Here is a 23,391-nt window from a genome sequence, read left to right on the forward strand (position 1 = left end):
AGCCCCGATGACGGAATCGGCAGAACTGAAAGATGCGGAGTGGGCGCGGAATCTGCCCGAAGGACTCCGGTCTCAGGTGCCGACTCTCGCTGCCGTGTACTTCCGGCACGTCGACCGCGGTGACAGCGAGAGCGCCGTCAACGGGGCCTCGGGCGCCGTGCTCGGTGCGCACCTGACGCTGGCCTTGCACCGCCCACCCGAGCGGGCCGTCACCCGGGTCTACCGTCCCGGTGACGGGCACGAACTCGGTGCGTCCCTGCAGATCGTCAACGACGACATGCCGCTGCTCGTCGAATCGATCACCGCGTTGCTGAATCGCCTCGGCATCGGAATCAGCGAATTCGTCCATCCGATCATCTCGGTCCGGCGCGATCCGATCGGCGCACTGCGCGGAATCCTCATGGGGGACAAGGCCAAGGATGCTGCCGGGGACGGCATCTCCGAATCGTGGATCCACGTCCAACTCGACCCGCGTGCCGACTCCTCGGTTCTCGACACACTCGAGAAGGAAGTCGGCACCGTCCTAGCCGACGTGCGGCAGGTGGTCCGGGACACCGACATCATGCGCAAGCTGGAGCGGACGCTCGCGGACGAACTCGAGGTGTCCGCGCCCTGTCCCGGTGTGTCCAAGGACGACCTGGAGGACTGCGCCGATCTGCTGCGGTGGATGTCGCAGGGCAACTATGCGGCCCTCGGGTACCGGCGCTTCCAGCTGGGGGAGCCGGACGGTTCCGGGGCGCGGAGTCTGCAGGTGGTCCCGGGCAGCGGTCTCGGACTGCTGCGCTCCGACACCGTGACCGAGGGCCCGCTGAGTCTGCCCCCGGCCGCCGAGATCCCCGACCGGCCCCTGCTCGTGCTGACGCAGGGCTCGTTCCCCGCGACCGTGCACCGGGCCGTCTACCCGTTCTTCGTCGGGGTCAGCATCCTCGACGAGGACGGCAACATCACCGGTGAGCACCGCTTCCTCGGCGTCTTCACCGTCACGGCGCTGCACGAGAACGTCCTCGACATTCCCGTGATCGCCCGGCGGGTGCGCAAGGTGATCGAACGGGCCGGGTTCCAGCTGAACTCGTATTCGGGCCAGGCGATGCTGGAGGTCATCCAGTCGTTCCCCCGCACCGAACTGTTCTCGAGCGACGCGGACACGCTGTACGACACGGTGACCGCCGTGCACAGCATCGGGCTCCGGCGCCAGGTGCGCCTGTTCGTGCGCGAAGACTTCCTCGGTCGTTTCGTCTCCTGCCTGATCTACCTTCCCCGCGATCGGTACACCACCCGGGTTCGGCTCGCCATGCAGGACATCCTTCTGCGGGAATTCGGCGGCGGCACATTGGAATACACGGCGCGCGTCACCGAGTCCGACCTCGCTCTGCTGCACGTGACGATCCGCAAGAACGCCGGACAGGCGGGGTCGAAACTCGACCTGTCGGACGCCGATCGCGAGCGGGTGCAGGCGATGCTGGCCGAGGCGAGCCGCAGCTGGGACGACCACCTCGGCGACCTCCTCCCGGTCACCACCGGTGTGGATCCCGTTTTGGCGCAGCGTTATGCCACCGTTCTACCCGAGGGGTACAAGGAGGATTTCGACGCCGCGCGCGCGTTGTCCGACCTCGCGAGGCTGGAGGCCCTCGCGGAGGGGTCGATCGACCTGCTGCTCTACCGCGACCGCGGGGCGGAGGTCGGGCGCTGGCGGTTCACCCTCTACGTCGGGGGTGACGGCATCTCCCTCAGCCAGGTGCTCCCGGTGCTGCAGAGTCTGGGTGTGGAGGTTCTCGACGAGCGGCCCTACCTCATTCCGCGTCCCGACGGGTTGACCTGCTGGATCTACGATTTCGGATTGTCGGTGCCCGCGGAGTTGCTCCGCTCCTCGGTGGAGGACGACCTGGACGCGGAACTCGCCGCGGAGGAGGCGTCCGCCGCCGAGCCGAAGCTGCAGGAACGGTTCACGGAAGCGTTCACGGCGGTCTGGTTCGGGCGGGCGGAGGCCGACCGTTTCAACGAACTGATCCTGCGGGCGGGCATGTCGTGGCGTCAGGCGGTGATTCTGCGGGCGTACACGAAGTACCTGCGCCAGGCGGGATTTCCCTACAGCCAGTTCCATATCGAGGGGGTCGCGCTGGCCAATCCGCGTTCGGCGTGCACCCTGGTCGAGTTGTTCGAGGCGATGTTCGACCCGGAGACGCCGTCGCCCGACCGGGTGTCCGAACTCGAAGCCCGCCTGAAGGAGTACATCGACTCCGTGGTCAGCCTCGATGCGGACCGCATCCTGCGTGGCCTGTTCGGGCTGATCAAATCGACGCTGCGGACCAACTACTTCGTCGTGGGCGCGACCGGGGAACCACAGACCTACCTGTCGATCAAGCTCGATCCCCAAACGATCCAGGAATTGCCGAAGCCGCGGCCGAAGTACGAGATTTTCGTCTACTCGCCCGACGTCGAGGGTGTGCACCTGCGGTTCGGGACCGTCGCGCGCGGCGGACTGCGCTGGTCGGACCGGCGCGAGGATTTCCGCACCGAGATCCTGGGGCTGGCGAAGGCCCAGGCTGTGAAGAACGCGGTGATCGTCCCGGTGGGGGCGAAGGGCGGTTTCGTCGTCAAGAATCCGCCGACACCGTCGGGGGACGCGGCAGCGGATCGCGCGGCCGCGCTCGAGGCCGGGCAGGACTGCTACCGCACGTTCATCTCCGGGCTCCTCGATCTCACCGACAACGTCGATCAGGCATCGGGGGAGATCGTGCCGCCGGACCGGGTGGTGCGGTTGGACGGCGACGACCGGTATCTGGTCGTGGCCGCGGACAAGGGCACCGCGAAATTCTCCGATCTCGCCAATTCGGTTGCGGAACAGTACAAGTTCTGGCTCGGTGACGCGTTCGCCTCGGGCGGCTCGGCCGGATACGACCACAAGGAGATGGGCATCACCGCCCGCGGTGCCTGGGAAAGCGTGAAGCGGCATTTCCGCGAAATGGGGATCGACACCCAGGCCGAGGACTTCACCGTGGTCGGTGTCGGCGACATGAGCGGCGACGTCTTCGGCAACGGCATGCTCCTGAGCCGGCACATCCGGCTGGTCGCCGCGTTCGATCACCGGCACATCTTCCTCGACCCGGACCCCGACGCGGCGCGGTCCTTCGAGGAACGCTCGCGGATGTTCGCCCTGCCGCGGTCGTCGTGGGCAGACTACGACACCGCCCTCATCAGCGAGGGCGGGGGAGTGTGGGACCGCACCCGCAAATCGGTCCCGATCAGCGCCGCCGCACGCTCGGCGCTCGGGCTCGACGACGCAGTCACCGAGTTGTCGCCGCCGGAGTTGGTCCGGGCGATCCTGCGCGCCCCGGTGGATCTGCTGTGGAACGGCGGGATCGGTACCTACGTCAAGGCGACCACCGAGACCAATGCGATGGTGGGCGACAAGAGCAACGACGCGGTGCGCGTCGACGGCAACGACGTGCGGGCCCGGGTGGTCGGCGAAGGCGGCAACCTCGGGGTCACCGCACTCGGCCGCATCGAGTACAGCCAGAACGGTGGCCGGATCAACACCGATGCGATCGACAACTCGGCGGGCGTCGACTGCTCCGATCACGAGGTGAACATCAAGATCCTGCTGGATTCGCTGGTGAGCAGCGGCGGGTTGCCGGGGGAGGAGCGTAATCCGCTGCTGGCGTCGATGACGGACGAGGTGGCGCACCTGGTGCTGGCGAACAACATCGCGCAGAACGATCTGCTTGGCGTCTCCCGTACCAGCGCGGTGCCGATGCTGACCGTGCACCGCCGCCAGATCGAGCACCTGGTGTCTCACCGCGGCCTCGACCGCAAGCTGGAGGCGCTGCCCACCGAGGACGAGATCGCGCGCCGCAGGCAGGCGGGTCAGGGATTGACGTCTCCGGAACTCGCCACGCTCACCGCGCACGTGAAACTCGCGCTCAAGGACGACCTCCTCGCGACGGATCTCCCGGACAGCGAGACGTTCGCGCCGCGGCTGCCGCGATACTTCCCGACGGGGTTGCGCAAGCGGTTCCGCACGGCGATCAAGGCGCATCCCCTGCGCAGGCAGATCGTGGCGACCATGCTCGCGAACGAGACCATCGACAACGGCGGCATCACCTTCGCCTATCGATTGGCGGACGAGGCGGGCGCGAGCAGCACCGACGCGATCCGCGCGTACGCCGCCGTCACCGAGATCTTCGCCCTGCCCGACCTGTGGTCGAGGATCCGGTCGGCGAACATCGCGGCAGACCTCGAGGACGAGCTGATCCTCGAATCCGGCCGGGTCCTGGACCGTGCGTCCCGGTGGTTGCTGACCAACCGGCCGCAGCCCCTCGCGGTGGGCGCGGAGATCGCCCGGTACTCGGCGGATTTCCGGGCGCTCTCGCCGCGGGTGCCCCAGCTGGTCAGGGGGCATCAGCTCGCCGACGTGGAGACCCGGGCGCGGCCCCTCGTGACCCGCGGGGCTCCCGAGGACCTCACCTTCGAGGTCTTCCGGCTGCTGGACAAGTTCTGCCTGCTCGACATCATCGACGTCGCCGACATCGCCGAGCGTGACATCGACGAAGTGGCGGAGCTGTACTACGAACTCGACGCGCACCTCGGGGTCGACTGGTTGCTGAGCGCGGTGTCGACCCTGGCGCGGGGCGACCGCTGGCACTCGCTGGCCCGCCTCGCGTTGCGCGACGACCTCTACAGTTCGCTGCGTCAGCTCACGATGGAAGTGCTGATGGGCGGTGAACCGCACGAGACCCCGCAGGAGAAGATCGACGACTGGGAATCGACGAACGCGTCCCGGCTGGCCAGGGCGAGGTCCGCTCTCACCGAAATTTTCGAGTCTGGGACCCTTGACCTCGCGACGCTCTCGGTGGCGGCGCGTCAGGTACGCAGCATGGTGCGAGGTGTGGGCACCCGATCGGAGGTATGACGTTGAGCGAGGGCTATCACGCGGAGGTCGAAGTTCGCTGGTCGGACATGGACGTCTTCCAGCACATCAACCACGCTCGGATGGTGACGTTGCTGGAAGAGGCGCGGATTCCCTGGCTGTTCGAGGACGATCGGCCCACCGTCACCCTGCGTGACGGCGCGGTCGTCGCCGATCTCCACGTGCGCTACCGCGGTCAGCTCCGGCACAGCGATTCACCGCTCGACGTCCTGATGTGGGTGGAGAAGGTCCGGGCCGTCGATTTCACGATCGGCTACGAGGTCCGCCCCAAGGGTGTCGACGTCTCGGTCGCGCCGTCCATCGTCGCGTCGACACAGATCGCGGCGTTCGACATCGACACCCAGAGACTGCGCAGGATCACCGACGTCGAGCGTGCATATCTGGAGAGCTGGCAGCGTGCATGAGCGCGTCCTGTCGATCCCGGACGCGACGGACCGCGGTGATCTCGCCACGTTCCTCACCCGCGTGGTGCGGTTGGACGAGTCCGCGGTGGTCCGTTTCCGGCAGCGGGGCGCCGGACGCCTGACCGTCTGGGCGGCAACGGGTTTCGACGCACTGGCGGTGCGCACGGTCGCGGGGACGATCACCCCGGACGACACATCGGCCGCCGGCGACCAGCTGCTCGCCGCGCTCGACGCGGCGACGACCGCCGACATCGACCCCGGGTTCTCGATGGATTCGGCGTGGCGGGGCGCGCTTCCTCCGACGGAGGGTTTCGTCCACGTCGACGACGTCCCCGCGCGCGTGCTCGTCGACCTCGCCCAGCGCGGCGCGGCACTGGCGCAGGAGCACGGCAGCAGCCACGGCCCGCCCGCCTCACTCCTCGACCAGGAAGTGCTGCAGGTGCACGGCGCGGAGCAGTCGGTCGGCATTCCGATGCGGGTGGTGTTCGCGCTCACCGCGATGGGGTTCGTTCCGCAGGCGGGTTCGGATCGGCTGACCGCCGACGTCGACCCCGAGCGCATCGACGCCTCCGAACTGGTCCGGGTCCGGGCGACTGGGTCGTGGTTGCGGGTCGATGCCCGATTCGGGTCGATCTACCGGCACCGCGGCGGCGGGATCCCGCTGTCGGTGGCCCGTAGCGGGTCGTCAGCCGGCCCGTAGGGTGCTGGTGGCCAGAACGGCAAGTGACGCGACGACGGCCGCCATGCCCAGCCCCGCGACCATGGTCAGCTGCTCACCGAGCACCACCGTGCCGAGGAGCGCCGCGACCACCGGCTCGGTGAGCGTGAGGGTCGCGACCGTCGCGGGTGGCAGCCGCCGCAGTCCGGCGGCGAACAGCAGATACGCCAGCACCGTCGGGACGATCGCCAGGTACACCGCGGCGGCCGCGCCCGCTCCGGTGTCGAGCCCGCCGGGCCAGGTGGCGACGAGGACGGGGATCAGGAACAGACCCCCGAGACCGAACATCTGCCCCATCGCCGCCTCGGGGCTCGCGCCCGCCGTCAGCAGCGACGACCCTGCCACCGTGTAGGCGGCGTACCCGAGACCGGCGATCAGCGCGGGCAGTGCGCCCGCCAGAATTCCGGACGAGTCGGAGTCGCCGGTGGTGCCCGCCACGATCAACCCCATCCCGGCGACCGCGATGACGGTCGACACGGCCCACACCGGACCGGGCCGCCGGCGATGCACCACCCACTGCAGGGCGCCGGTGAACGCGGGGCCCGAGCCCAGCGCGATCATCGTGCCCGCCGCCACCCCGGCGCTCTGCACACCGGTGAAGAATCCGAGCTGGTAGGCCGCGACCCCGATCCCGCCCCACACGGCGGGTGCATACCCACGGAGCCCGGAGCGGCCACCGAATCCGAGACCCCCGCGCAGCGCCGCGAACGCGGCGAGAAGCGCACCCGCCGCCACGACCCGCACCGAACCGACGGCCAGCGGGTCGAGATCGTATCCGAGGGAGCGGGACGCGAGCGCCTGCGCGGTTCCCGTCGTGGCGAACAGGATCGAGGCCGCGACGACCGCCGCGACCGCGGGAGTGCGGGTCAGATGAGCCACGCAGCGGCGTTCGGCGGAAGCTGGCCCTCGATCAGCGGGGCGCTGCTCAGCAGCACCTCACCCGGTGGCAGCGAGATAGGCGTCTCGGTGGCGTTGAGGGCGCAGATCAGACCGCCGCGTCTGCGGAAGGCGAAGCACCCGGCGGGGCTGCCGTACCAGTCGACGCCGGGACCGGAGAACTCCGGCCGGAACGAGCGCAGTTCGAGCGCGGCCCGGTACAGCGAGAGCGTCGACGTGACGTCCTCGAGCTGCGCCTCGACCGTGAGTCGCGACCACTCCGGTGGCATCGGCAACCACGGCTCGCCCGTGCTGAATCCGAACGGGGGTGCGGCGCCCTCCCACGGCAGGGGGACCCGGCATCCGTCGCGGCCGCGTTCGGTGTGACCGGACCGTTCCCACACCGGATCCTGCAACGCCGAATCGGGCAGGTCGACGTTGGGCAGGCCGAGTTCGGCGCCGTTGTACAGGAACGCGGCTCCGGGCAGTGCCAGTTCGACCAGTGCCATCGCCCGGGCGCGCGCCGTGCCGATCGCGCCGCCGCCGTACCGGGTGACTTCCCGTTCCACGTCGTGGTTGGACAGGGTCCAGGTGGGGGTGCCGCCCACCTGGTCGACGGCGGTGAGCGAATTCTCGATGGCCTCCCGCACGGACTCCGCCGAGAACTCGGCCTCGGCCAGCCGGAAGTTGAACCCGAGGTGCAGTTCGTCGGGCCGGATGTACTCGCCGAAGCGTTCGTTGTCGCGAACCCAGATCTCCCCGACGGCCATCGTGCCCGGATACTCGTCGAGGACCTTGCGGATGCTGCGATGGATGTCGTGGACCGCGGGATTGTCGAACCGCGGATCGTCGTCCGAGTTCTGCAGCAGTTCGTTGGCGGACCAGTCGTGGTCCGGCAGACCCTCCGGCTTGGCCATGCCGTGCGCGACGTCGATGCGGAATCCGTCGACACCCCGGTCCAGCCAGAACCGGAGCGTCTTCGTGAGATCTTCGACGACATCCGCGTTGTCCCAGTTCAGGTCGGGTTGCTCCGTCGCGAAGATGTGCAGGTACCACTGGCCGGGCGTGCCGTCGGCCTCGGTGATCCGCGTCCACGCCGGACCGCCGAAGATGCTCGGCCAGTTGTTGGGCGGCTCCGCGGCGTCCGTGCCGCGGCCGTCGCGGAAGATGTACCGGTCCCGTTCCGGGCTGCCGGGCGGCGATGCGAGTGCGGCCCTGAACCATTCGTGCTCGACGCTGGTGTGGTTGGGCACCAGGTCCATCGTCACCTTGATCTGGCGTGCGTGCGCGGCCTCGATCAGTGCGTCCATCACCTCGAGGTCGCCGAACAGCGGATCGATGTCGCGCGGATCGGACACGTCGTAACCGTGATCGGCCATCGGTGAACGCATGACCGGGCTCAGCCACAGGGCGTCGACGCCGAGGAGTTCGAGGTAGCCCAATTTGTCCCGCACGCCGTGGAGGTCGCCGACACCGTCACCGTTCGCGTCGGCGAACGAGCGGGGATAGATCTGGTAGAAGACGGCGTCGGACCACCAGGGTGCCGGCGAGGTGTCGCCTGCGGGCGTTTCGGCGGGAGTGCTCACAAACGCCCATCGTGCCAAACGATCGTCCGCATCACGACTCGACCGGCGGAATCGGCGTGGGGCAGTTCAGAACGCCGAGTTCACCATCGACGCCGCCGCCATGTCCATGTACTCGGTGAGGGCCTTGCGGTGAGCGTCGTCGAGGGTGCCGGAGTCGATCGACGCGATGGCCGTGTGCATGCACCGCAGCCAGGCGTCCCGCTCGATCGGGCCGATCGTGAACGGCTGGTGACGCAGGCGGAGCCGGGGGTGGCCGCGCTCGTCCGAATAGGTGTGGGGTCCACCCCAGTACTGTTCGAGGAACATCCGCATCCGGCGCTCGGCCGGACCCAGATCCTCTTCCGGATAGAGGGGCCGCACGATGTCGTCCTTGGCGACTTCCTCGTAGAAGCGCGCGGTGAGTTTGCGGAACGTCTCCGCTCCGCCCACCGCCTCATAGAAGGTCTGCTGCACGTCAGTCATGGCGCCTTCCATTGTGCACGTGCGGGCGCGAACGGTCTCAGTCACCGTCTGTTCACCGAATGGCCTGCATTTTTGTCGGAAATGGACGTGCACGAGCAGGCGATTCATGGTCCACTTGGTGGCAATCTCCCGGAGGTCGCATGAAGAATCGACACAGCGCCCGCGCGCACCGACAACTCGTGCCCACTGATGCCCGGAGTGCCGGGGTTTCAGGGGCGTTTGCTTTACAAGTGATCTCCGAAGGCTCCGCGCACAGCGCAGAGCCTTCTTTCCCGGGCGAGAATGCGGTTCCGCTCTGGATCAAGCGCCGGGTGCTTCTCCTGAATGTCACCTACGAGCCGCTCACCGCCCTTCCTGCCCGCCGCGCCGTGGTGTTGATGACCTGCGGCAAGGCCGATACCGTTCACGAGGATCCGCAGGCCCCCGTGGTCCACTCCGAGCAGTGGTCCGTGCAGGTGCCGTCCGTGATCCGCCTCCGGAACTACGTCCGCGTCCCGTATCGCGCACGCGTTCCGATGACGCGCGCAGCCCTCATGCATCGCGACCGGTTCCGCTGCGCCTACTGCGGTTCCAAGGCGGAGACCGTCGACCACGTCGTTCCGCGCAGCCGCGGCGGCGAACACTCGTGGGAGAACTGCGTGGCCTGCTGCGCACCCTGCAACCATCGCAAGGCGGACAAGTTGCTGAGCGAACTGGGCTGGACGCTCCGGGCCTCGCTGGTGCCCCCGTCGGGTCCGCACTGGCGACTGCTCGCGTCCACGAAGGACCTCCACCCGTCGTGGATGCCCTACCTCGGTGAAGGCGCCGCCTGAGCGTTCCGCGCGTCCGCTTCGCGAAGTTCGGCCCTGACGCTTCCCTTCGCACGGTTCTGGGCTACCGTTTGCGTTGTGAGCATTCTCGAGACAGTGCTGATATTCGTAGGAATTCCGGCGTTGATCACCGCCTTCTTCGCGGGGATGTCGTTCGTCGGTAAGAAGACGCCGGGCCCCGTGCCGCCCGCGTTCCACCTCGGCGAGGAATGGACGCACGCGCCGGTGCTGTGGAGCGCCGTCGACGAGGTGACCACGCACGGTCACCACGGCGGCCATCACGACGCGCATGCCGGTTCGGCAGACCTGATTGGAGGCTCGGCAAGTGGCAAGTGGTGACCTGATCCCCGCCTCCGCGGTATCCGCGGAAAACCTGCCCGTGGGCAGTGTCGTGACGGCGAGCGGCCGCGTCTCGGGCGTGCACCGTGTCGGTGAGCCGTTCGTCGACGATCTGCCGTTCACGACGGACGAGCTCGTTCGCCTCGACGACGCGCTCACCGAAGGCACCCGCGCGACGAAGGTGCGTTTCAACGCGTACGTCGGCGACCTCGGCGTCGACACCGCGGCCGGCGCCGACGCGCTGTTCCCGACAACTCCCGAGGCGGAGCGTTCCGTCCTCATCGCGGTGTCGCCCAACCAGCGGACGGTCGAGATCCGCAGCGGCAGGGCCGTGGCCCACCGGGTCACCGACCGGGTCGTCCAGCTCGGTGCCACGGCGGCTGTCTCGTCGTTCGGTGACGGAGACCTGATCGACGGTCTCGTGAGCGCCATCCGCGTGATGAGCGCGGCGATCGCCTCGCCGTAACAAACCTGCACAGATCAGCACCCGCGCGGCCCGATCCGGTTCAGTCCTCCTGAACCGGATCGGGCCGCCGGTCGTTTTCGGTGTACACCGTGCTCGACTTCTGTCGGTGGTCGATGCGAACATATGTTCGTGTCCGATTCCGCGCGCCCGCGCATCTCGAGTGGCGCCGACGCGACCATCCTGCACGCCGACCTCGACGCCTTCTATGCGTCGGTGGAGCAGCGGGACGATCCCAGCTTGCGCGGGGTGCCGGTGATCGTCGGCGGTGGTGTCGTGCTGGCGGCGAGCTACGAAGCCACGGCCTACGGGGTGCGCACGGCGAGCAGCGGTGCGCAGGCCTTGCGCCTGTGCCCGCACGCGGTCGTGGTGCGTCCGCGAATGTCTGCGTACGCGGCCGCCAGCAAGGCGGTGTTCGAGGTCTTCGGCCGGACGACGCCCCTGGTCGAGGGACTGTCGATCGACGAAGCGTTCCTCGACGTGGCGGGTCTGCGCAAGATCGCGGGCGCCCCGGTCGACATCGCGGCCCGCCTGCGCCGCGACGTGCGCGAGCAGGTGGGGCTACCGATCACGGTCGGCGTCGCGCGAACCAAGTTCCTCGCCAAGGTGGCGAGCGCGGTGGGCAAACCCGACGGACTGCTGCACGTACCGCCGGACCGCGAGATCGAGTTCCTCCACCCGCTGCCGGTCGAACGGCTGTGGGGAGTCGGAGCCGTGACGTCGGTCAAGCTGCGCGACGCCGGGATCGCCACGGTCGGTCAGCTCGCCCACTATCCGGAAGAGCTGCTCGTCTCCGTAGTCGGGCCGGCCGCGGGTCATCATCTCCACGCGCTCGCCTGGGCACGCGACCCGCGGCCGGTGCAGGTGGGACGCAGGCGACGATCCGTCGGCGCGCAGCACGCCCTGGGGCGGAGACCGAAATCTCGGGAGGACGTGGACGCCGCCCTGGTGACGTTGGTCGACCGGGTGGCCGGCCGGCTGCGCCGCGGCGCGCGGGTGGGACGCACGGTGGTGCTCCGGCTGCGTTTCGACGACTTCACCCGGGTCACGCGGTCGCACACCCTCGCGCAGCCGTCGGCGCAGACGCAGACGATACTCACGACGGCCCGGGGCCTGCTGGGCACCGCGTGGCCGATGATCGAATCCAAGGGCATCACCCTGGTGGGGATCGCGGTGGCGAACCTCGAGGACGACTGCCCGCAACAGCTGGCGCTGCCGTTCGATCCGTACACGAGCAGCACGCTCGACACCACGCTCGACAGCCTCCGCGACCGCTTCGGCTCGTCGGCCGTCACCCGCGCTGTGCTGCTGGGCCGGGACCCGGGCGTGACCGTGCCGATCCTGCCGGACTAGCCCGGCAGGATCGGCCACCGATCAGCTCGCGTCGAACTTCCGGGCCGCGAGCGAGCGGACGATTCCGGCGCGCCCCTCCACCACCAGGCGGCGCAGGGCCGGCGGGTGGTCACCGGCCAGGAAGTCGTCTGCCGCCGTGACGGACTGCTCACTGATCGACCACGACGGGTACAGCCCCACCACGACGGTCTGCGCGACCTCGCTCGAACGCCGCTCCCACACCGCGGGAATGTCCGCGAAGTAGCGGGCCACGTACGGTTCGAGGATCTCGGACTGGCCGTGGCCGGCGAAAGCGCCGATGATCGAGCGGGCCGTGATGTTCGGCACCGAATCGTCGCCGACCACCCGGTTCCACGCCTGTTCCTTCACCGCGGCCTGCGGGCGGACGGTGGCCGCCGCAGCGGCATTGCGGGCGCCGGCTGCGGTGGGGTCACGTTCGGCTTCGGCGTCGATGAACGGCGTCTCGATGCCGTCGGCGTCGATCTCGCCGGCGCCGGCCAGGGCGGTGACGAGACGCCAGCGCAGGTCCGTGTCGACGACGAGGCCCGGCAGCCCGACCGTGTCCGGCGCGGCGTCCAGCAGTTCCTGCAGCACCTCCGTGTGCCACGGCGACAGCTGGGCGCCGGCGAGCGCGTTGACGAACGCCAACTGGTGGTCCGAACCCGCGTCGGCTTCCCTGGCCAATTCGAGGAGCCGGTTCGCGAAGTCGGGCCAGCCGTGCTCCTTGGCCCACTCCGGTTCGGCGTAGCTGTGCAGTGCGGTCTGGGCCTGCATGAGCAGGCGCTGGACCACACCCACCTCGGTCTCGGCACCGACACCGCGCTGCACGAGCGCGACGAAATCGCGCGCCTTGAGTTCCGCCTGCCGCGTCATCTCCCAGGCCGCCGACCACACCAGGGTGCGGGGCAGCGGTTCGTCGATGTCGCCGATGCGGTCGATGGCGGTGGCGAGCGAATCGGAATCGAGTCGCAGCGAGCAGTACGTGAGGTCGTCGTCGTTGACGAGGATCAGCTGACCGCGTTCGACACCGACGAGTTCGGCGACGTCGGTGCGTTCGGTGGCGTCGAGGTCGAGTTCGACCCGCTTGGTGCGGACCAGCTTGCCGTCCCGGTCGTCGTACACACCGACCGCGATGCGGTGCACCCGTCGCTCACCGGCACCCGGCGCGGCGCCGTCCTGCAGCACCGTGAACCGGGTGAACGCGCCGTCCGCGTCGACGTCGAAGTCGGGGCGCAGGATGTTGAGCCCGGTGGTCTTGAGCCACTGCGCACCCCAGTCGGACAGGTCGCGCCCCGACGACTTCTCGAGTGCCCCGAGAAGGTCGTCGAACGTGGCGTTGTCGAAGGCATGGTCGCGGAAGTAGTCCCGCAGACCGGACAGGAACGGTTCCAGCCCGACGTAGGCGACGAGCTGCTTGAGGACGGAAGCGCCCTTCGCGTACGTGATGCCGTCGAAGTTCACCTCGACCGCGGCGAGGTCGGGAATGTCGGCGGCGATGGGGTGCGTCGACGGCAACTGATCCTGCCGGTACGCCCACGACTTCTCGACGTTCGCGAACGTGGTCCAGGCGTTGGTGTACTCGGTGGCCTCGCTCTGGCAGAGCACGGAGGCGAACGTCGCGAACGACTCGTTGAGCCACAGGTCGTCCCACCAGCGCATGGTGACCAGGTCGCCGAACCACATGTGCGCCATCTCGTGCAGCACGGTCTCGGCGCGCCGCTCGTACGACGCCCGCGTCACCTTGGACCGGAAGACGTAGTCCTCGAGGAATGTGACGGCGCCGGCGTTCTCCATTGCGCCCGCATTGAATTCGGGGACGAACAGCTGGTCGTACTTCCCGAACGCGTAGGGGGTGCCGAAATTGCGGTGGTAGAACTCGAAGCCCTGCTTGGTCTCCGTGAACAGTCGCTCGGAGTCCATGTGCTGCCCGAGGGAGGCGCGGCAGTAGATCGCGAGGGGGATGTCGCCGTGCTCGTCGGAGTAGTTGTCGGTCCACTCCGCGTACGGGCCCGCGATGAGCGCGACGAGGTAGGTGCTCATCTTCGGTGTGGTGCGGAAGATGTGCCTGCCGGGTTCGGCCTTGATCGTCTCGACGGTTGCGGAGTTCGAGATCACCTTCCAGGCGGCGGGGGACGTGACGTGCACGTCGAACGTCGCCTTCAGGTCGGGCTGGTCGAAGCACGCGAACATGCGTTTGGCGTCGGCGGTCTCGAACTGCGAATAGAGGTAGACCGCGTCGTCGGTGGGGTCGACGAAGCGATGCAGTCCCTCACCCGTGTGCGAGTACGCGCAGTCGGCCTCGACGACCAGTTCGTTGCGTTCCGCGAGATCGGTGAGTGTGATGCCGGTGGACTCGTCGTAACCCGAGACGTCGACGGGGGAGCCGTTGAGCGTGGCCGAATGCACACGGGCGGCGACGATGTCGACGAAGGTCGACGCGCCGGGGGTGGCCCCGAACGTGACGGTGGTGCGAGACGAGAACGTCTCGACCCCGGGCTGACCCGTCCCGTCGGTGAGGTCGAGTTCGATCAGATAGTTGTCGACGGTCAGCAGCCGGGCTCGTTCGGCTGCCTGTTCGCGGGTCAGGTTCGGTGGGGCCACAGAGGTCTCCTCGTGATCGGCGGCGATGCTCGTACTCGATGCTGCCATCCCATCACGAGTGGGACGAGGGTGTTAACCGGAGAGGTCGGTCAACGGCACCCCGGAATCGGCCAGCCGGTCGGGATCGACAGGCGCAGACGACGACACCAGTTGCTTGATCTGATCGGTGGCGTCCCAGATGTTGACGTTCATGCCGGCGAGGACGTGGTTTTCGGCGTCGAGCCAGAACGCGAGGAACTCGCGTCCGGGAACGTTGCCGCGCACCACCACCCGGTCGTAGCCCTCGGACGGGGCATAGCCCGAGTACTCCATGCCCAGATCGAACTGGTCGGTGAAGAAGTACGGCAGCCTCGTGTACTCGGCGGCGCGGCCCAGCATGGTGGCGGCAGCGACCGCCGGTTGATTGAGGGCGTTCGCCCAGTGCTCGACCCGGATCCGGGTGCCGAGTTCCGGATGCAGTTGCGCGGCGATGTCGCCCACCGCGACGACGTCGGGGTCGCTGGTCTGCAGTCCGGCGTCGACGAGGACTCCGCCGTCGACGTCGAGACCGGCCCGCTCCGCGATCTCGATGTTGGGTGCCGCACCGACTGCGACGAGGACGGCGTCGGCGGGCAGGACCGTCCCGTCGCCGAGCCGGACACCGGTGGCCCTGCCGTCCTCGACGACGATCTCCTCGACGGTGACGCCGAAATGCAGCTGAACGCCGTGTTCGCGGTGCAGTTCCGCGAACACCGTGCCCATCTCGGGGCCGAGCGAGCCGAGAAGTGGAAGCTCGGCGGCCTCCACGATCGTCACGTCGGCGCCCTTCTGCCGTGCGGAGGCGCCCACCTCGAGGCCGATCCAGCCCGCGCCGATCACCGCGAGCCGCCCGCCGCCCGAGACCGCGTCGATCAGCCGGTCCGATTCGTCGACGGTGCGGAGGTAGTGGACGCCCTCGGCATCGGATCCGGTGATCGGTGGACGGCGTGAGCGCGAACCCGTGGCGAGCGCGAGCTTGTCATACCCCAGAGTGGAACCGTCCGGCAGCGTCACGGTATGGGCGGCGAGGTCGAGGGCGGTGGCGGTGGTCCCGAGTCGCAGGTCCACGTGATGGTCGCGGTACCAGTCGCCGTGGTGAACGGTGAAGTCGCCGAGAGCCTTCTTGCCCGCGAAGTGCTCCTTCGAGAGCGGAGGTCGCTCGTAGGGGAGATGCTCCTCCTCCGACAGGAGAATGATCGATCCGTCGAAATCCTTGTCACGCAATGCTTCTGCGGTCTTCGCGCCGGCGAGGCCGCCGCCGACGACGACGAATGTGCGAGTGGAGGACATGTGAGGATGCTCCCTTCCGGTCGACCACTCCGACCCTACTGCCGTGCGCGGGGTCTCCGGGAAGGATTCCCGGCGGAGAGGTGTTGACTGAACGGGATTGTGTAATCACCGACAAGGAGCGATGAAGTGACTGCTGGGACGAAGCCTGGGACCGCCAAGGACACCGCCGACTTCTGGTTCGACCCGCTGTGCCCGTGGTGCTGGATCACGTCGCGGTGGATTCTCGAGGCCACTCAGGTGCGGGACCTCGACGCGAACTTCCACGTGATGAGCCTGGCCGTCCTCAACGAGGGCCGGGATCTGCCGGACGAGTACCGCGACCTCATGTCCAAGGCCTGGGGGCCGGTGCGGGTGCTGATCGCGGCCGCGCAGAAGCACGGCGACGAGATCCTGTCGCCGCTCTACACCGCGATGGGCACGCTCATCCACAACGAGGGCAACAAGGACTTCGCCGACGTGATCGTCAAGGCGCTCGCGGAGGTCGGCCTGCCGGCGGAACTGGCCGACGCCGCCGACTCGGAGGACTACGACGCCGCGCTGCGGGAGAGCCACGCCGCGGGGATGGACGCCGTCGGACCGGACGTCGGGACCCCGACGATCCACGTCAACGGTGTCGCGTTCTTCGGGCCTGTCCTGTCGCGGATTCCGCGGGGTGAGGACGCAGGCAAGGTGTGGGACGGCGCCGTCGCGCTGGCCGGCTACCCACACTTCTTCGAGCTCAAGCGCACCCGGACCGAGGATCCCCAGTTCGACTGAGCCCCGACCCCTCCCGGGTCATCGGACGACGGGCCCGGCCGGGTCGGCCGCGTACTGCACCAGCTGCGGATCGCGGTAGATCTGGCCGGGCTTGACGAACAGATGACCGTGCCGGGTCCGGTTGCGCAGGGCGGCGGCGCGCCACGTGAGCACCGGATGTCCCGACAGCAGATTGACGAACCAGGGGAAGAAGCCCCGTTCGGTGGTGGCCCGGTCGGCGAGTTCGTCGAATCCGACGATGCTCACGAGGTACTTGCCGGCGCCGAGGACGCCCATCGCCCCACGCGCGCCCTGTGGCCGCACGCAGAAGCCGTGATTGTCGGCGGTGTATTCCATGGAACGGAACAGGGCCGACCCGATCACCGGAATGTAGTTGGCGGCGAACTGCCCGAGTTGCCGCCAGTAGGAGGCGTGACCGGCCGCGATGTGACCGACTTCGTGGCCGATGATGAAAGCGAGCGCGTCGGGTTCGCGCGCGTCGCCGCCGATCTCGAACAGGTCGCTGTACACGACGACGAAGCGGCGGAATCCGTGTCCGGACGCGAACGCGTTGATCCGGCCGTTGCCGAGCACGACGTAGGCGTCGGGCGGTTCGGGCATCCCGAACCGCGTGGCCGCGTCGGCCACCATCCGGTACCCGTCGGGGAACTGGGTGGGCGTCATCTTGATCCCGTTCACCTGCTGCGAGCCGTAGAGCTGGCCGCGGCCGATGGCGATCAGGATCGGCGCGACCAGGACGACGAGCACCCAGGTGGACACGACGCCGAGGAACAGAGCCGTGATCGCCGCAACGTAGGCGACGACGGTGAGAACGATCGCGGCCACGAGCAGCGGGATCTCCCACGTGTGCCGGGCGGGCCGGTCGTGCGGCAGGAGGCCCGGAAGCGGGGCCGGCGGATTCCACCCCGTCCCGCCGCCCCACGGCGGGGTCGCGGGAGCCGGCCGATGTCCCGGATACGCCTGTCCCCAGTTCTGTCCGTTGGCGGGATACATGCTGATCACGATAGGCGTCCCGGGCCCCTGACACGATTCGCGACGACGCCTGACAGAATCACCAGTCATGCGCGTATACCTGGGTGCCGACCATGCCGGATTCGAACGTAAGAACGAGATCATCGAACACCTGAAGGCCGCAGGCCACGAGACCGTCGACTGCGGTGCTCATGTCTACGACGCCCTCGACGACTACCCCGCCTTCTGCATCGAGACGGCACGCCGTGTCGTCGCCGACGAGGGCAGCCTCGGCATCGTCCTCGGCGGCAGCGGTAACGGCGAGCAGATCGCAGCGAACAAGGTGAAGGGCGCGCGATGTGCCCTGGCGTGGAGCGTCGAGACGGCGCAGCTCGCCCGCCAGCACAACAACGCTCAGCTCATCGGGCTCGGCGGTCGCATGCACTCCCTCGAGGAGTCCCTCGCGATCGTCGACGCCTTCCTCGCTGCCGAGTGGTCGAACGAGGAGCGTCACCAGCGTCGCATCGACATCCTGTCCGAGTTCGAGAAGACCGGCGTCGCACCGGTCCTGCCCGAGGCCTGATCGCCGTTGCCCGAAGGTCACACCCTGCACCGGCTGGCCCGGCTGCATCAACGCCGGTTCGCCGGTGCGCCGGTGCGGGTGCTGAGTCCGCAGGGCAGATTCGCCGAGGACGCGGCGCTCGTCGACGGCCGCGTCCTGATCAGGTCCGAGGCCTGGGGTAAGCACCTGTGGCACCACTACGAATCCGGGCTCGTGGTGCACGTCCATCTCGGCCTGTACGGAGCGTTCACGGAATCGGCGGTCCCGATGGAACCGCCGGTCGGGCAGGTCCGGATGCGGATGGTCGGCGCAGAATTCGGCACCGACCTCCGCGGCCCCACCGCTTGCGAGGTTCTCCATCCGCCGCAGGTCGCGGCTATCGAGGCGCGCCTCGGACCGGACCCGCTGCGGAAAGACGCCGACCCCGAGAAGGCGTGGACACGCATCTCGGCGTCGAAGACCCCGATCGGGGCACTGCTGATGGATCAGGCCGTGATCGCGGGCATCGGCAACGTGTACCGGGCGGAGGTCCTGTTCAGGCACCGGATCAACCCCGACCGGCCCGGTCGGTCGGTGTCGCGCGCCGAGTGGGACGCGCTGTGGGCCGACCTCGTCGCGCTGATGAAGGTCGGGGTACGCCGCGGCAAGATGCACGTAGTCCGTCCCGAGGACGACCACGGCGATCCCCCGTACGCGAAGGACCGTCCCCGGACCTACGTCTATCGGCGGGCCGGGTCACCCTGCCGGGTGTGCGGCACCCCGATCGCTCATTCGGTCATGAAGGGCCGCAACCTGTTCTGGTGCCCGGGCTGCCAGCCCGCCTGACGGTCCGCTAGAAGTCGAAGCCGCCGCCGAAGTCGAATCCGCCGCCGTCACCGCCGCCGAAGTCGAATCCGCCACCGTCGCCGCCTGCGTCCCCGCCCATGTCGCTGCCGGCATCTCCACCGGTATCGCCACCGTCTCCGCCGTCCCCACCGGCGTCGCCGCCCGCGTCACCGGAGTCCTGTGCCGCGTCACCCGCACCGCTCTCGAAGCCCTGTGCGTCGTACGGCACACCTGCCATCCCGGAGAACATCGCCGAGAACAGGAACATCGAACCGAGGCCCCACGCGCCGGCCACGAGAGCGGGCTTCCACCACGGTTCGGAGTACCAGCCGGCGGGAACCGGGCGTCCCGCGACGCGGCCACCCGGGTAGTAGTTGGGCGTCCTCGACGACGGGCTCGGCGAGGCCGCGACCTGCCGCCCCTCGAACTCGACCTCGCGGTCCTCGGTGACCTCGCCCGCGGACTTCTGGCCGTCGATCGTCGGAATCTCCGGGCCGGGGTCCATGCCCATCGCCGTCCGGGCGGCGCGAATGTAGTAGAGACCCTCGAGCGCCGTCTGCTTGGCGAGCCGCGCCTGGACCGGGGTCGCCGCCTGATCGATCTGGGAGCCGGCGGCGGTGTAGCGCTCGGACGCGTCGGCGAGGGCCTGCTGGGACGCGGTGTCGGACCCGGTGAGGCTGTACACCTGCCCGCCGAGCCGTTCGATCGCCTGTCGCGCGTCCGCCTTCGCGTCCTCGAGTTGGTTCGCGGTGTGCCCGGCCCGGTTGCTGCGGCTCTTCACCACCAGGAAGGCGACCGCCGCCACGATCACGAGAATGAGTAGCAGTTCCACGGTGGCCTCCAGTGACTGCGCGACAGCCACGAGTAGGGGACAAATCGGACATCTCCCAGAGTACTGATCGAAATCCGGGTTACGCGCTCGGCGAACGGGGGAGGGGCCGGGCCGGGAGCGGTGCGAGGGAAGTCTGCCACGGCTGTGATGCATGTCATAGCACCCGGGTGCGCGACGTCGGCGTGACGCGACAAAAAAGGAGCGTTCCCCGGGGTGGGAACGCTCCTGTGTGGAGGGGATGACGGGAATCGAACCCGCGTAATCAGTTTGGAAGACTGAGGCTCTACCATTGAGCTACATCCCCGTGCATACGACTACCTGGGATCGCCATGCATGTCGTCTGCGATGTCAGACTGTACCCAACCTCGCTTTGGATTTCATAATCGGGGGGCCGTAGGATTCTTCCTCGGGTCCTCGCGAGGTTGGCGAGAGCCGGCTTCGACCGGGGTGTAGCGCAGCTTGGTAGCGCATCCGCTTTGGGAGCGGAGGGTCGCAGGTTCAAATCCTGTCACCCCGACCAGAACCACAGGGCAGGCAACTGCCGCACAGTAAAAGAGCACGACCACACGAAGGAGCCAGTCCGTGAAGAGCACCGTCGAGCAGCTCAGCCCGACGCGAGTCCGTATCAACGTTGAGGTGCCCTTCGAGGAGCTCAAGCCTGATTTCGACAAGGCCTACAAGGCCCTCGCGCAACAGATCCGTCTCCCCGGCTTCCGTCCGGGCAAGGCACCGGCCAAGTTGCTCGAAGCTCGTGTCGGTCGTGGCGCCGTCCTGGAGCAGGTCGTCAACGACGCACTCCCGTCCCGCTACTCCGAGGCCGTCACCAGCGCCTCGGTGAAGGCGATCGGACAGCCCGAGATCGAGATCACGAAGATCGAGGACGGCGAACTCCTGGAGTTCACCGCCGAGGTCGACGTCCGCCCCGAGATCACGCTGCCCGACTACAGCGAACTGAGCGTCACGGTCGATCCGATCGAGATCACCGACGAAGCCGTCGAGGAGCAGCTCCTGTCGCTGCGTCAGCGGTTCGGCACCCTCACCGGTGTCGAGCGTGCGGTCGAGGACGGAGACTTCATCTCCATCGATCTGTCGGCCACCGTCGACGGTGAGGCAGTTCCCGAGGCCACCGCGAGCGGTCTGTCGCACGAGGTCGGTTCGGGCCAGCTCATCGAGGGTCTCGACGAGGCCGTCGTCGGCGTCAAGGCCGGCGAGTCCAAGGAGTTCACCTCGACGCTCGTCGCCGGTGACCACGCGGGCAAGGAAGCTGTCGTCACCGTCACCGTCGGCACCGTCAAGGAGCGTGAGCTGCCTGCCGAGGACGACGAGTTCGCACAGCTGGCCAGTGAGTTCGACACCCTGGACGAGCTGAAGGCCGACCTGCGTGAGCGCGTCGGACGCGTCCGCAAGGTCGAGCAGGCCGGTCAGATCCGCGACAAGGTCCTCGAGACCCTGCTCGAGACCGTCGAGGTCCCGCTGCCCGAGGCCGTCGTCAAGGCCGAGGTCGACGCTGCCCTGCACGACGCCGTGCACGGCCTCGACCACGACGAGGAAGCGCTGAACAAGCTCCTCGAGGAGCAGGGCACGAGCCGTGACGAGTTCGACAAGGACGCCAAGGAGAGCGCCGAGCGCTCGGTGAAGACCCAGCTGCTGCTGGACGCCATCGCCGACGCCTCCGACGTCACCGTCGGCCAGGACGAGCTCACCGAGCGCATCCTGTTCCAGGCGCAGCGCTACGGCATGGCACCGGAGCAGTTCATCCAGCAGATCCAGCAGGCCGGTCAGCTCGGCGCCGTCTTCGCGGACGTGCGTCGCGGCAAGGCTCTCGCCGGTGTCGTGGAGCAGGCCACCGTCACCGACACCTCGGGTGCCTCCGTCGACACCGCCGAGCTGTTCGGCAACGGCGAGGCCGAGACCGGCGAGGCCGCGTCCACGGACGAGGTCACGCCGGATTCCGCCGAGGGCGAAGACCAGAAGTAATGCTGGTCGCGGGGTGTTTTCCTCGCGTTCTGCTGTGAGATGTTTTCCGCTTTGAGCGAAGTAGGGCGGCACCGGGACTCCGGTGCCGCCCTACTTCGTTAGTGTCTGTGTCAGCAATCAACGATTTACGGAGAAGGCAGGTACCGTGACTTCCAATCACCTGGAGACTTTGCAGAGTCCCGCCATGACTTCAGCCACCGCTGGGTTGAACCTCAGCGACTCGGTGTACGAGCGCCTGCTGCGCGAGCGCATCATCTTCCTCGGTACCCAGGTCGACGACGACATCGCGAACAAGCTGTGCGCTCAGATCCTGCTGCTGTCGGCAGAGGATCCCAGCCGGGACATCTCCCTCTACATCAACTCGCCCGGCGGTTCGGTCAGCGCCGGTATGGCGATTTTCGACACGATGCAGTTCGCCGAGTGCGACGTCGCGACGTTCGGAATGGGCCTGGCCGCGTCGATGGGCCAGTTCCTGCTCTCCGCCGGGACCAAGGGCAAGCGGTACGCGCTGCCGCACGCGCGGATCATGATGCACCAGCCGTCCGCCGGAATCGGTGGTACCGCAAGTGACATCGCGATCATGGCCGAGCAGTTCGCGCACACCAAGCGCGAAATGGCCGAGCTGATCGCCGAGCACACCGGTCAGACGGTCGAGCAGATCACCGCCGACTCCGACCGCGACCGCTGGTTCACCGCACAGCAGGCTCTCGAATACGGTTTCGTCGACCACGTCGTCTCCCGCGCGGCGCAGGCGGGCGGGACCGGGCAGTAGCAGCCCGGCTTCCTCACTGACCGCTCCCACTCATCCTTTGGAGAACTGATGACCAACCTGTTCGATCCCCGCAGCCTGGGAGGCCAGGCGCCTGCAGGCCCCCAGTCGCGCTACATCCTGCCGTCGTTCATCGAGCACTCGAGCTACGGCGTCAAGGAGTCCAACCCGTACAACAAGCTGTTCGAGGAGCGCATCATCTTCCTCGGCGTGCAGGTGGACGACGCGTCGGCCAACGACGTGATGGCTCAGCTGCTCGTCCTCGAGTCGCTGGACCCCGACCGCGACATCACCATGTACATCAACTCGCCGGGTGGTTCCTTCACCTCCCTGATGGCGATCTACGACACCATGCAGTACGTGCGCGCCGACATCACGACGGTGTGCCTCGGCCAGGCGGCCTCGGCCGCCGCGGTGCTGCTCGCGGCCGGTACCCCCGGCAAGCGTCTCGCCCTGCCGAACGCTCGTGTCCTCATCCACCAGCCGGCCACCGGCGGCATCCAGGGTCAGGTCTCCGACCTCGAGATCCAGGCCGCCGAGATCGAGCGAATGCGTCGCCTGATGGAGACGACCCTCGCGAAGCACACCGGCAGGGACGCCGACGTGATCCGCAAGGACACCGATCGCGACAAGATCCTCACAGCCGCAGAGGCCAAGGATTACGGAATCATCGACGACGTGCTCGAGTACCGCAAACTCAGCGCCCAGAAGTGATTTCCTGCCGCCCCGGCTCGGGCGACACGCCGTGACGGCGCAGTTGCCGCGAGCCGGGTGCGGGATCGGCAAGGCTGGCCTTCCCGAATTTCGGTGAGCGAATCACCGACAACCAGTCGACCTCGCTCGCGATCTGCGGGTACGGTCACATAACGGGCT

At 68.2% G+C, this 23,391-nt stretch carries 20 protein-coding genes and 2 tRNA genes; 14 read left to right on the plus strand and 8 right to left on the minus strand.

Translation table 11 applies throughout. The features are described 5' to 3' along the window. The first annotated feature begins 7 nt into the window (after positions 1 to 7). From ACFTWF_RS32715 to ACFTWF_RS32725, 3 genes are read left to right on the plus strand one after another with little or no spacing between them, the layout of a single operon-like run. Positions 8 to 4,909 carry an NAD-glutamate dehydrogenase gene (locus ACFTWF_RS32715; protein WP_378465242.1) on the plus strand — a complete coding sequence of 1,634 codons (4,902 nt, stop codon included), beginning with the start codon at positions 8 to 10 and terminating at the stop codon, positions 4,907 to 4,909. Then, positions 4,906 to 5,331 carry an acyl-CoA thioesterase gene (locus ACFTWF_RS32720; protein ID WP_378465243.1) on the plus strand — a complete coding sequence of 142 codons (426 nt, stop codon included), beginning with the start codon at positions 4,906 to 4,908 and terminating at the stop codon, positions 5,329 to 5,331. Before ACFTWF_RS32715 ends, ACFTWF_RS32720 begins: the two co-directional genes overlap by 4 nt. Then, a complete protein-coding gene (locus ACFTWF_RS32725) occupies positions 5,324 to 6,031 on the plus strand; it encodes a hypothetical protein (RefSeq protein ID WP_378465244.1) in 708 nt (235 codons plus the stop codon). Before ACFTWF_RS32720 ends, ACFTWF_RS32725 begins: the two co-directional genes overlap by 8 nt. Here the strand turns inward: ACFTWF_RS32725 and ACFTWF_RS32730 are convergent. The 3 genes from ACFTWF_RS32730 to ACFTWF_RS32740 form a co-directional block, all read right to left on the minus strand. Next, positions 6,017 to 6,928 (minus strand): DMT family transporter, encoded by a 912-nt coding sequence (locus ACFTWF_RS32730; protein ID WP_378465245.1) that lies wholly within the window; start codon positions 6,926 to 6,928, stop codon positions 6,017 to 6,019. The two genes, ACFTWF_RS32725 and ACFTWF_RS32730, sit on opposite strands and share 15 nt — an antisense overlap. Next, complete coding sequence (locus tag ACFTWF_RS32735) at positions 6,916 to 8,511, minus strand: glycoside hydrolase family 13 protein (protein ID WP_378465246.1); 1,596 nt, start codon at positions 8,509 to 8,511, stop codon at positions 6,916 to 6,918. The genes ACFTWF_RS32730 and ACFTWF_RS32735 overlap by 13 nt, the downstream gene beginning before the upstream one ends. Positions 8,512 to 8,577: 66 nt before the next feature. Next, a complete protein-coding gene (locus tag ACFTWF_RS32740) occupies positions 8,578 to 8,973 on the minus strand; it encodes a globin (RefSeq protein ID WP_378465247.1) in 396 nt (131 codons plus the stop codon). A 140-nt stretch (positions 8,974 to 9,113) separates the two neighbouring features. Here ACFTWF_RS32740 and ACFTWF_RS32745 point away from each other — a divergent pair, with 140 nt between their 5' ends. From ACFTWF_RS32745 to dinB, 4 genes are all read left to right on the plus strand, one after another. Beyond that, on the plus strand, positions 9,114 to 9,785 hold the full coding sequence (locus ACFTWF_RS32745; RefSeq protein ID WP_378465248.1) for an HNH endonuclease: 672 nt from the start codon (positions 9,114 to 9,116) through the stop codon (positions 9,783 to 9,785). Positions 9,786 to 9,860: 75 nt separating this feature from the next. Next, positions 9,861 to 10,121, plus strand: coding sequence for a hypothetical protein (locus ACFTWF_RS32750; protein WP_073360330.1), 261 nt, complete (start codon positions 9,861 to 9,863; stop codon positions 10,119 to 10,121). Next, entirely contained in the window at positions 10,108 to 10,587 is a 480-nt protein-coding gene (locus tag ACFTWF_RS32755) for a DUF5130 domain-containing protein (RefSeq protein WP_378465249.1), read from the plus strand. The genes ACFTWF_RS32750 and ACFTWF_RS32755 overlap by 14 nt, the downstream gene beginning before the upstream one ends. 123 nt (positions 10,588 to 10,710) lie before the next feature. Next, positions 10,711 to 11,937 carry a DNA polymerase IV gene (gene dinB, locus ACFTWF_RS32760; protein ID WP_378465250.1) on the plus strand — a complete coding sequence of 409 codons (1,227 nt, stop codon included), beginning with the start codon at positions 10,711 to 10,713 and terminating at the stop codon, positions 11,935 to 11,937. 21 nt (positions 11,938 to 11,958) lie between these two features. Here the strand turns inward: dinB and pepN are convergent, their stop codons facing one another. After that, the gene (gene pepN / locus ACFTWF_RS32765; protein WP_378465251.1) at positions 11,959 to 14,538 is read right to left on the minus strand and encodes an aminopeptidase N; all 2,580 of its coding nucleotides are present in this window, start codon (positions 14,536 to 14,538) and stop codon (positions 11,959 to 11,961) included. 72 nt (positions 14,539 to 14,610) lie between these two features. Beyond that, positions 14,611 to 15,846 carry an NAD(P)/FAD-dependent oxidoreductase gene (locus ACFTWF_RS32770; protein ID WP_378465252.1) on the minus strand — a complete coding sequence of 412 codons (1,236 nt, stop codon included), beginning with the start codon at positions 15,844 to 15,846 and terminating at the stop codon, positions 14,611 to 14,613. 126 nt (positions 15,847 to 15,972) lie between these two features. Here ACFTWF_RS32770 and ACFTWF_RS32775 point away from each other — a divergent pair, with 126 nt between their 5' ends. After that, positions 15,973 to 16,602, plus strand: coding sequence for a DsbA family protein (locus ACFTWF_RS32775; protein WP_378465253.1), 630 nt, complete (start codon positions 15,973 to 15,975; stop codon positions 16,600 to 16,602). Positions 16,603 to 16,620: 18 nt separating this feature from the next. On the opposite strand, the gene ACFTWF_RS32780 is transcribed toward ACFTWF_RS32775, so the two are convergent. After that, positions 16,621 to 17,595: a M48 family metallopeptidase gene (locus tag ACFTWF_RS32780; RefSeq protein ID WP_378465254.1), complete on the minus strand. Its 975-nt coding sequence runs from the start codon at positions 17,593 to 17,595 to the stop codon at positions 16,621 to 16,623. Between the two features lie 67 nt (positions 17,596 to 17,662). Between ACFTWF_RS32780 and ACFTWF_RS32785 the strand changes: the two genes are divergently transcribed. Continuing rightward, positions 17,663 to 18,136, plus strand: a complete 474-nt coding sequence (locus tag ACFTWF_RS32785; protein ID WP_378465255.1) for a ribose-5-phosphate isomerase — start codon at positions 17,663 to 17,665, stop codon at positions 18,134 to 18,136. Between the two features lie 6 nt (positions 18,137 to 18,142). After that, entirely contained in the window at positions 18,143 to 18,940 is a 798-nt protein-coding gene (locus ACFTWF_RS32790; RefSeq protein WP_378465256.1) for an Fpg/Nei family DNA glycosylase, read from the plus strand. A 7-nt stretch (positions 18,941 to 18,947) separates the two neighbouring features. Here the strand turns inward: ACFTWF_RS32790 and ACFTWF_RS32795 are convergent, their stop codons facing one another. Further along, positions 18,948 to 19,772 (minus strand): DUF1542 domain-containing protein, encoded by an 825-nt coding sequence (locus ACFTWF_RS32795; RefSeq protein WP_378465257.1) that lies wholly within the window; start codon positions 19,770 to 19,772, stop codon positions 18,948 to 18,950. 230 nt (positions 19,773 to 20,002) lie between these two features. Beyond that, positions 20,003 to 20,076 (minus strand) — tRNA-Gly (locus tag ACFTWF_RS32800). A 139-nt stretch (positions 20,077 to 20,215) separates the two neighbouring features. On the opposite strand from ACFTWF_RS32800, the gene ACFTWF_RS32805 reads away from it, so the two are divergent. The 4 genes from ACFTWF_RS32805 (at position 20,216) to ACFTWF_RS32820 (ending at position 23,232) form a co-directional block, all read left to right on the plus strand. Beyond that, positions 20,216 to 20,292, plus strand: a tRNA-Pro gene (locus ACFTWF_RS32805). Positions 20,293 to 20,354: 62 nt separating this feature from the next. Beyond that, positions 20,355 to 21,749: a trigger factor gene (gene tig / locus ACFTWF_RS32810; RefSeq protein ID WP_378465258.1), complete on the plus strand. Its 1,395-nt coding sequence runs from the start codon at positions 20,355 to 20,357 to the stop codon at positions 21,747 to 21,749. 184 nt (positions 21,750 to 21,933) lie between these two features. After that, on the plus strand, positions 21,934 to 22,521 hold the full coding sequence (locus ACFTWF_RS32815; RefSeq protein ID WP_185724667.1) for an ATP-dependent Clp protease proteolytic subunit: 588 nt from the start codon (positions 21,934 to 21,936) through the stop codon (positions 22,519 to 22,521). 48 nt (positions 22,522 to 22,569) lie between these two features. Beyond that, positions 22,570 to 23,232 (plus strand): ATP-dependent Clp protease proteolytic subunit, encoded by a 663-nt coding sequence (locus tag ACFTWF_RS32820; protein ID WP_378465259.1) that lies wholly within the window; start codon positions 22,570 to 22,572, stop codon positions 23,230 to 23,232. The last annotated feature ends 159 nt before the right edge of the window (positions 23,233 to 23,391 follow it).

Origin of the sequence: Rhodococcus sp. NPDC056960, assembly GCF_042674125.1 — a bacterium.
In the GTDB taxonomy this organism is placed as follows: domain Bacteria; phylum Actinomycetota; class Actinomycetes; order Mycobacteriales; family Mycobacteriaceae; genus Rhodococcus_F.

Bases quoted from the DNA above. Each gene is read 5' to 3' on its own strand.
- ACFTWF_RS32715 (WP_378465242.1), top strand. From the start codon at position 8: ATGACGGAATCGGCAGAACTGAAAGATGCGGAGTGGGCGCGGAATCTG.
- ACFTWF_RS32720 (WP_378465243.1), top strand. From the start codon at position 4,906: ATGACGTTGAGCGAGGGCTATCACGCGGAGGTCGAAGTTCGCTGGTCG.
- ACFTWF_RS32740 (WP_378465247.1), bottom strand. From the start codon at position 8,973: ATGACTGACGTGCAGCAGACCTTCTATGAGGCGGTGGGCGGAGCGGAG.
- ACFTWF_RS32745 (WP_378465248.1), top strand. From the start codon at position 9,114: ATGAAGAATCGACACAGCGCCCGCGCGCACCGACAACTCGTGCCCACT.
- dinB (WP_378465250.1), top strand. From the start codon at position 10,711: ATGTTCGTGTCCGATTCCGCGCGCCCGCGCATCTCGAGTGGCGCCGAC.
- ACFTWF_RS32770 (WP_378465252.1), bottom strand. From the start codon at position 15,846: ATGTCCTCCACTCGCACATTCGTCGTCGTCGGCGGCGGCCTCGCCGGC.
- ACFTWF_RS32780 (WP_378465254.1), bottom strand. From the start codon at position 17,595: ATGTATCCCGCCAACGGACAGAACTGGGGACAGGCGTATCCGGGACAT.
- ACFTWF_RS32785 (WP_378465255.1), top strand. From the start codon at position 17,663: ATGCGCGTATACCTGGGTGCCGACCATGCCGGATTCGAACGTAAGAAC.
- ACFTWF_RS32815 (WP_185724667.1), top strand. From the start codon at position 21,934: ATGACTTCAGCCACCGCTGGGTTGAACCTCAGCGACTCGGTGTACGAG.
- ACFTWF_RS32820 (WP_378465259.1), top strand. From the start codon at position 22,570: ATGACCAACCTGTTCGATCCCCGCAGCCTGGGAGGCCAGGCGCCTGCA.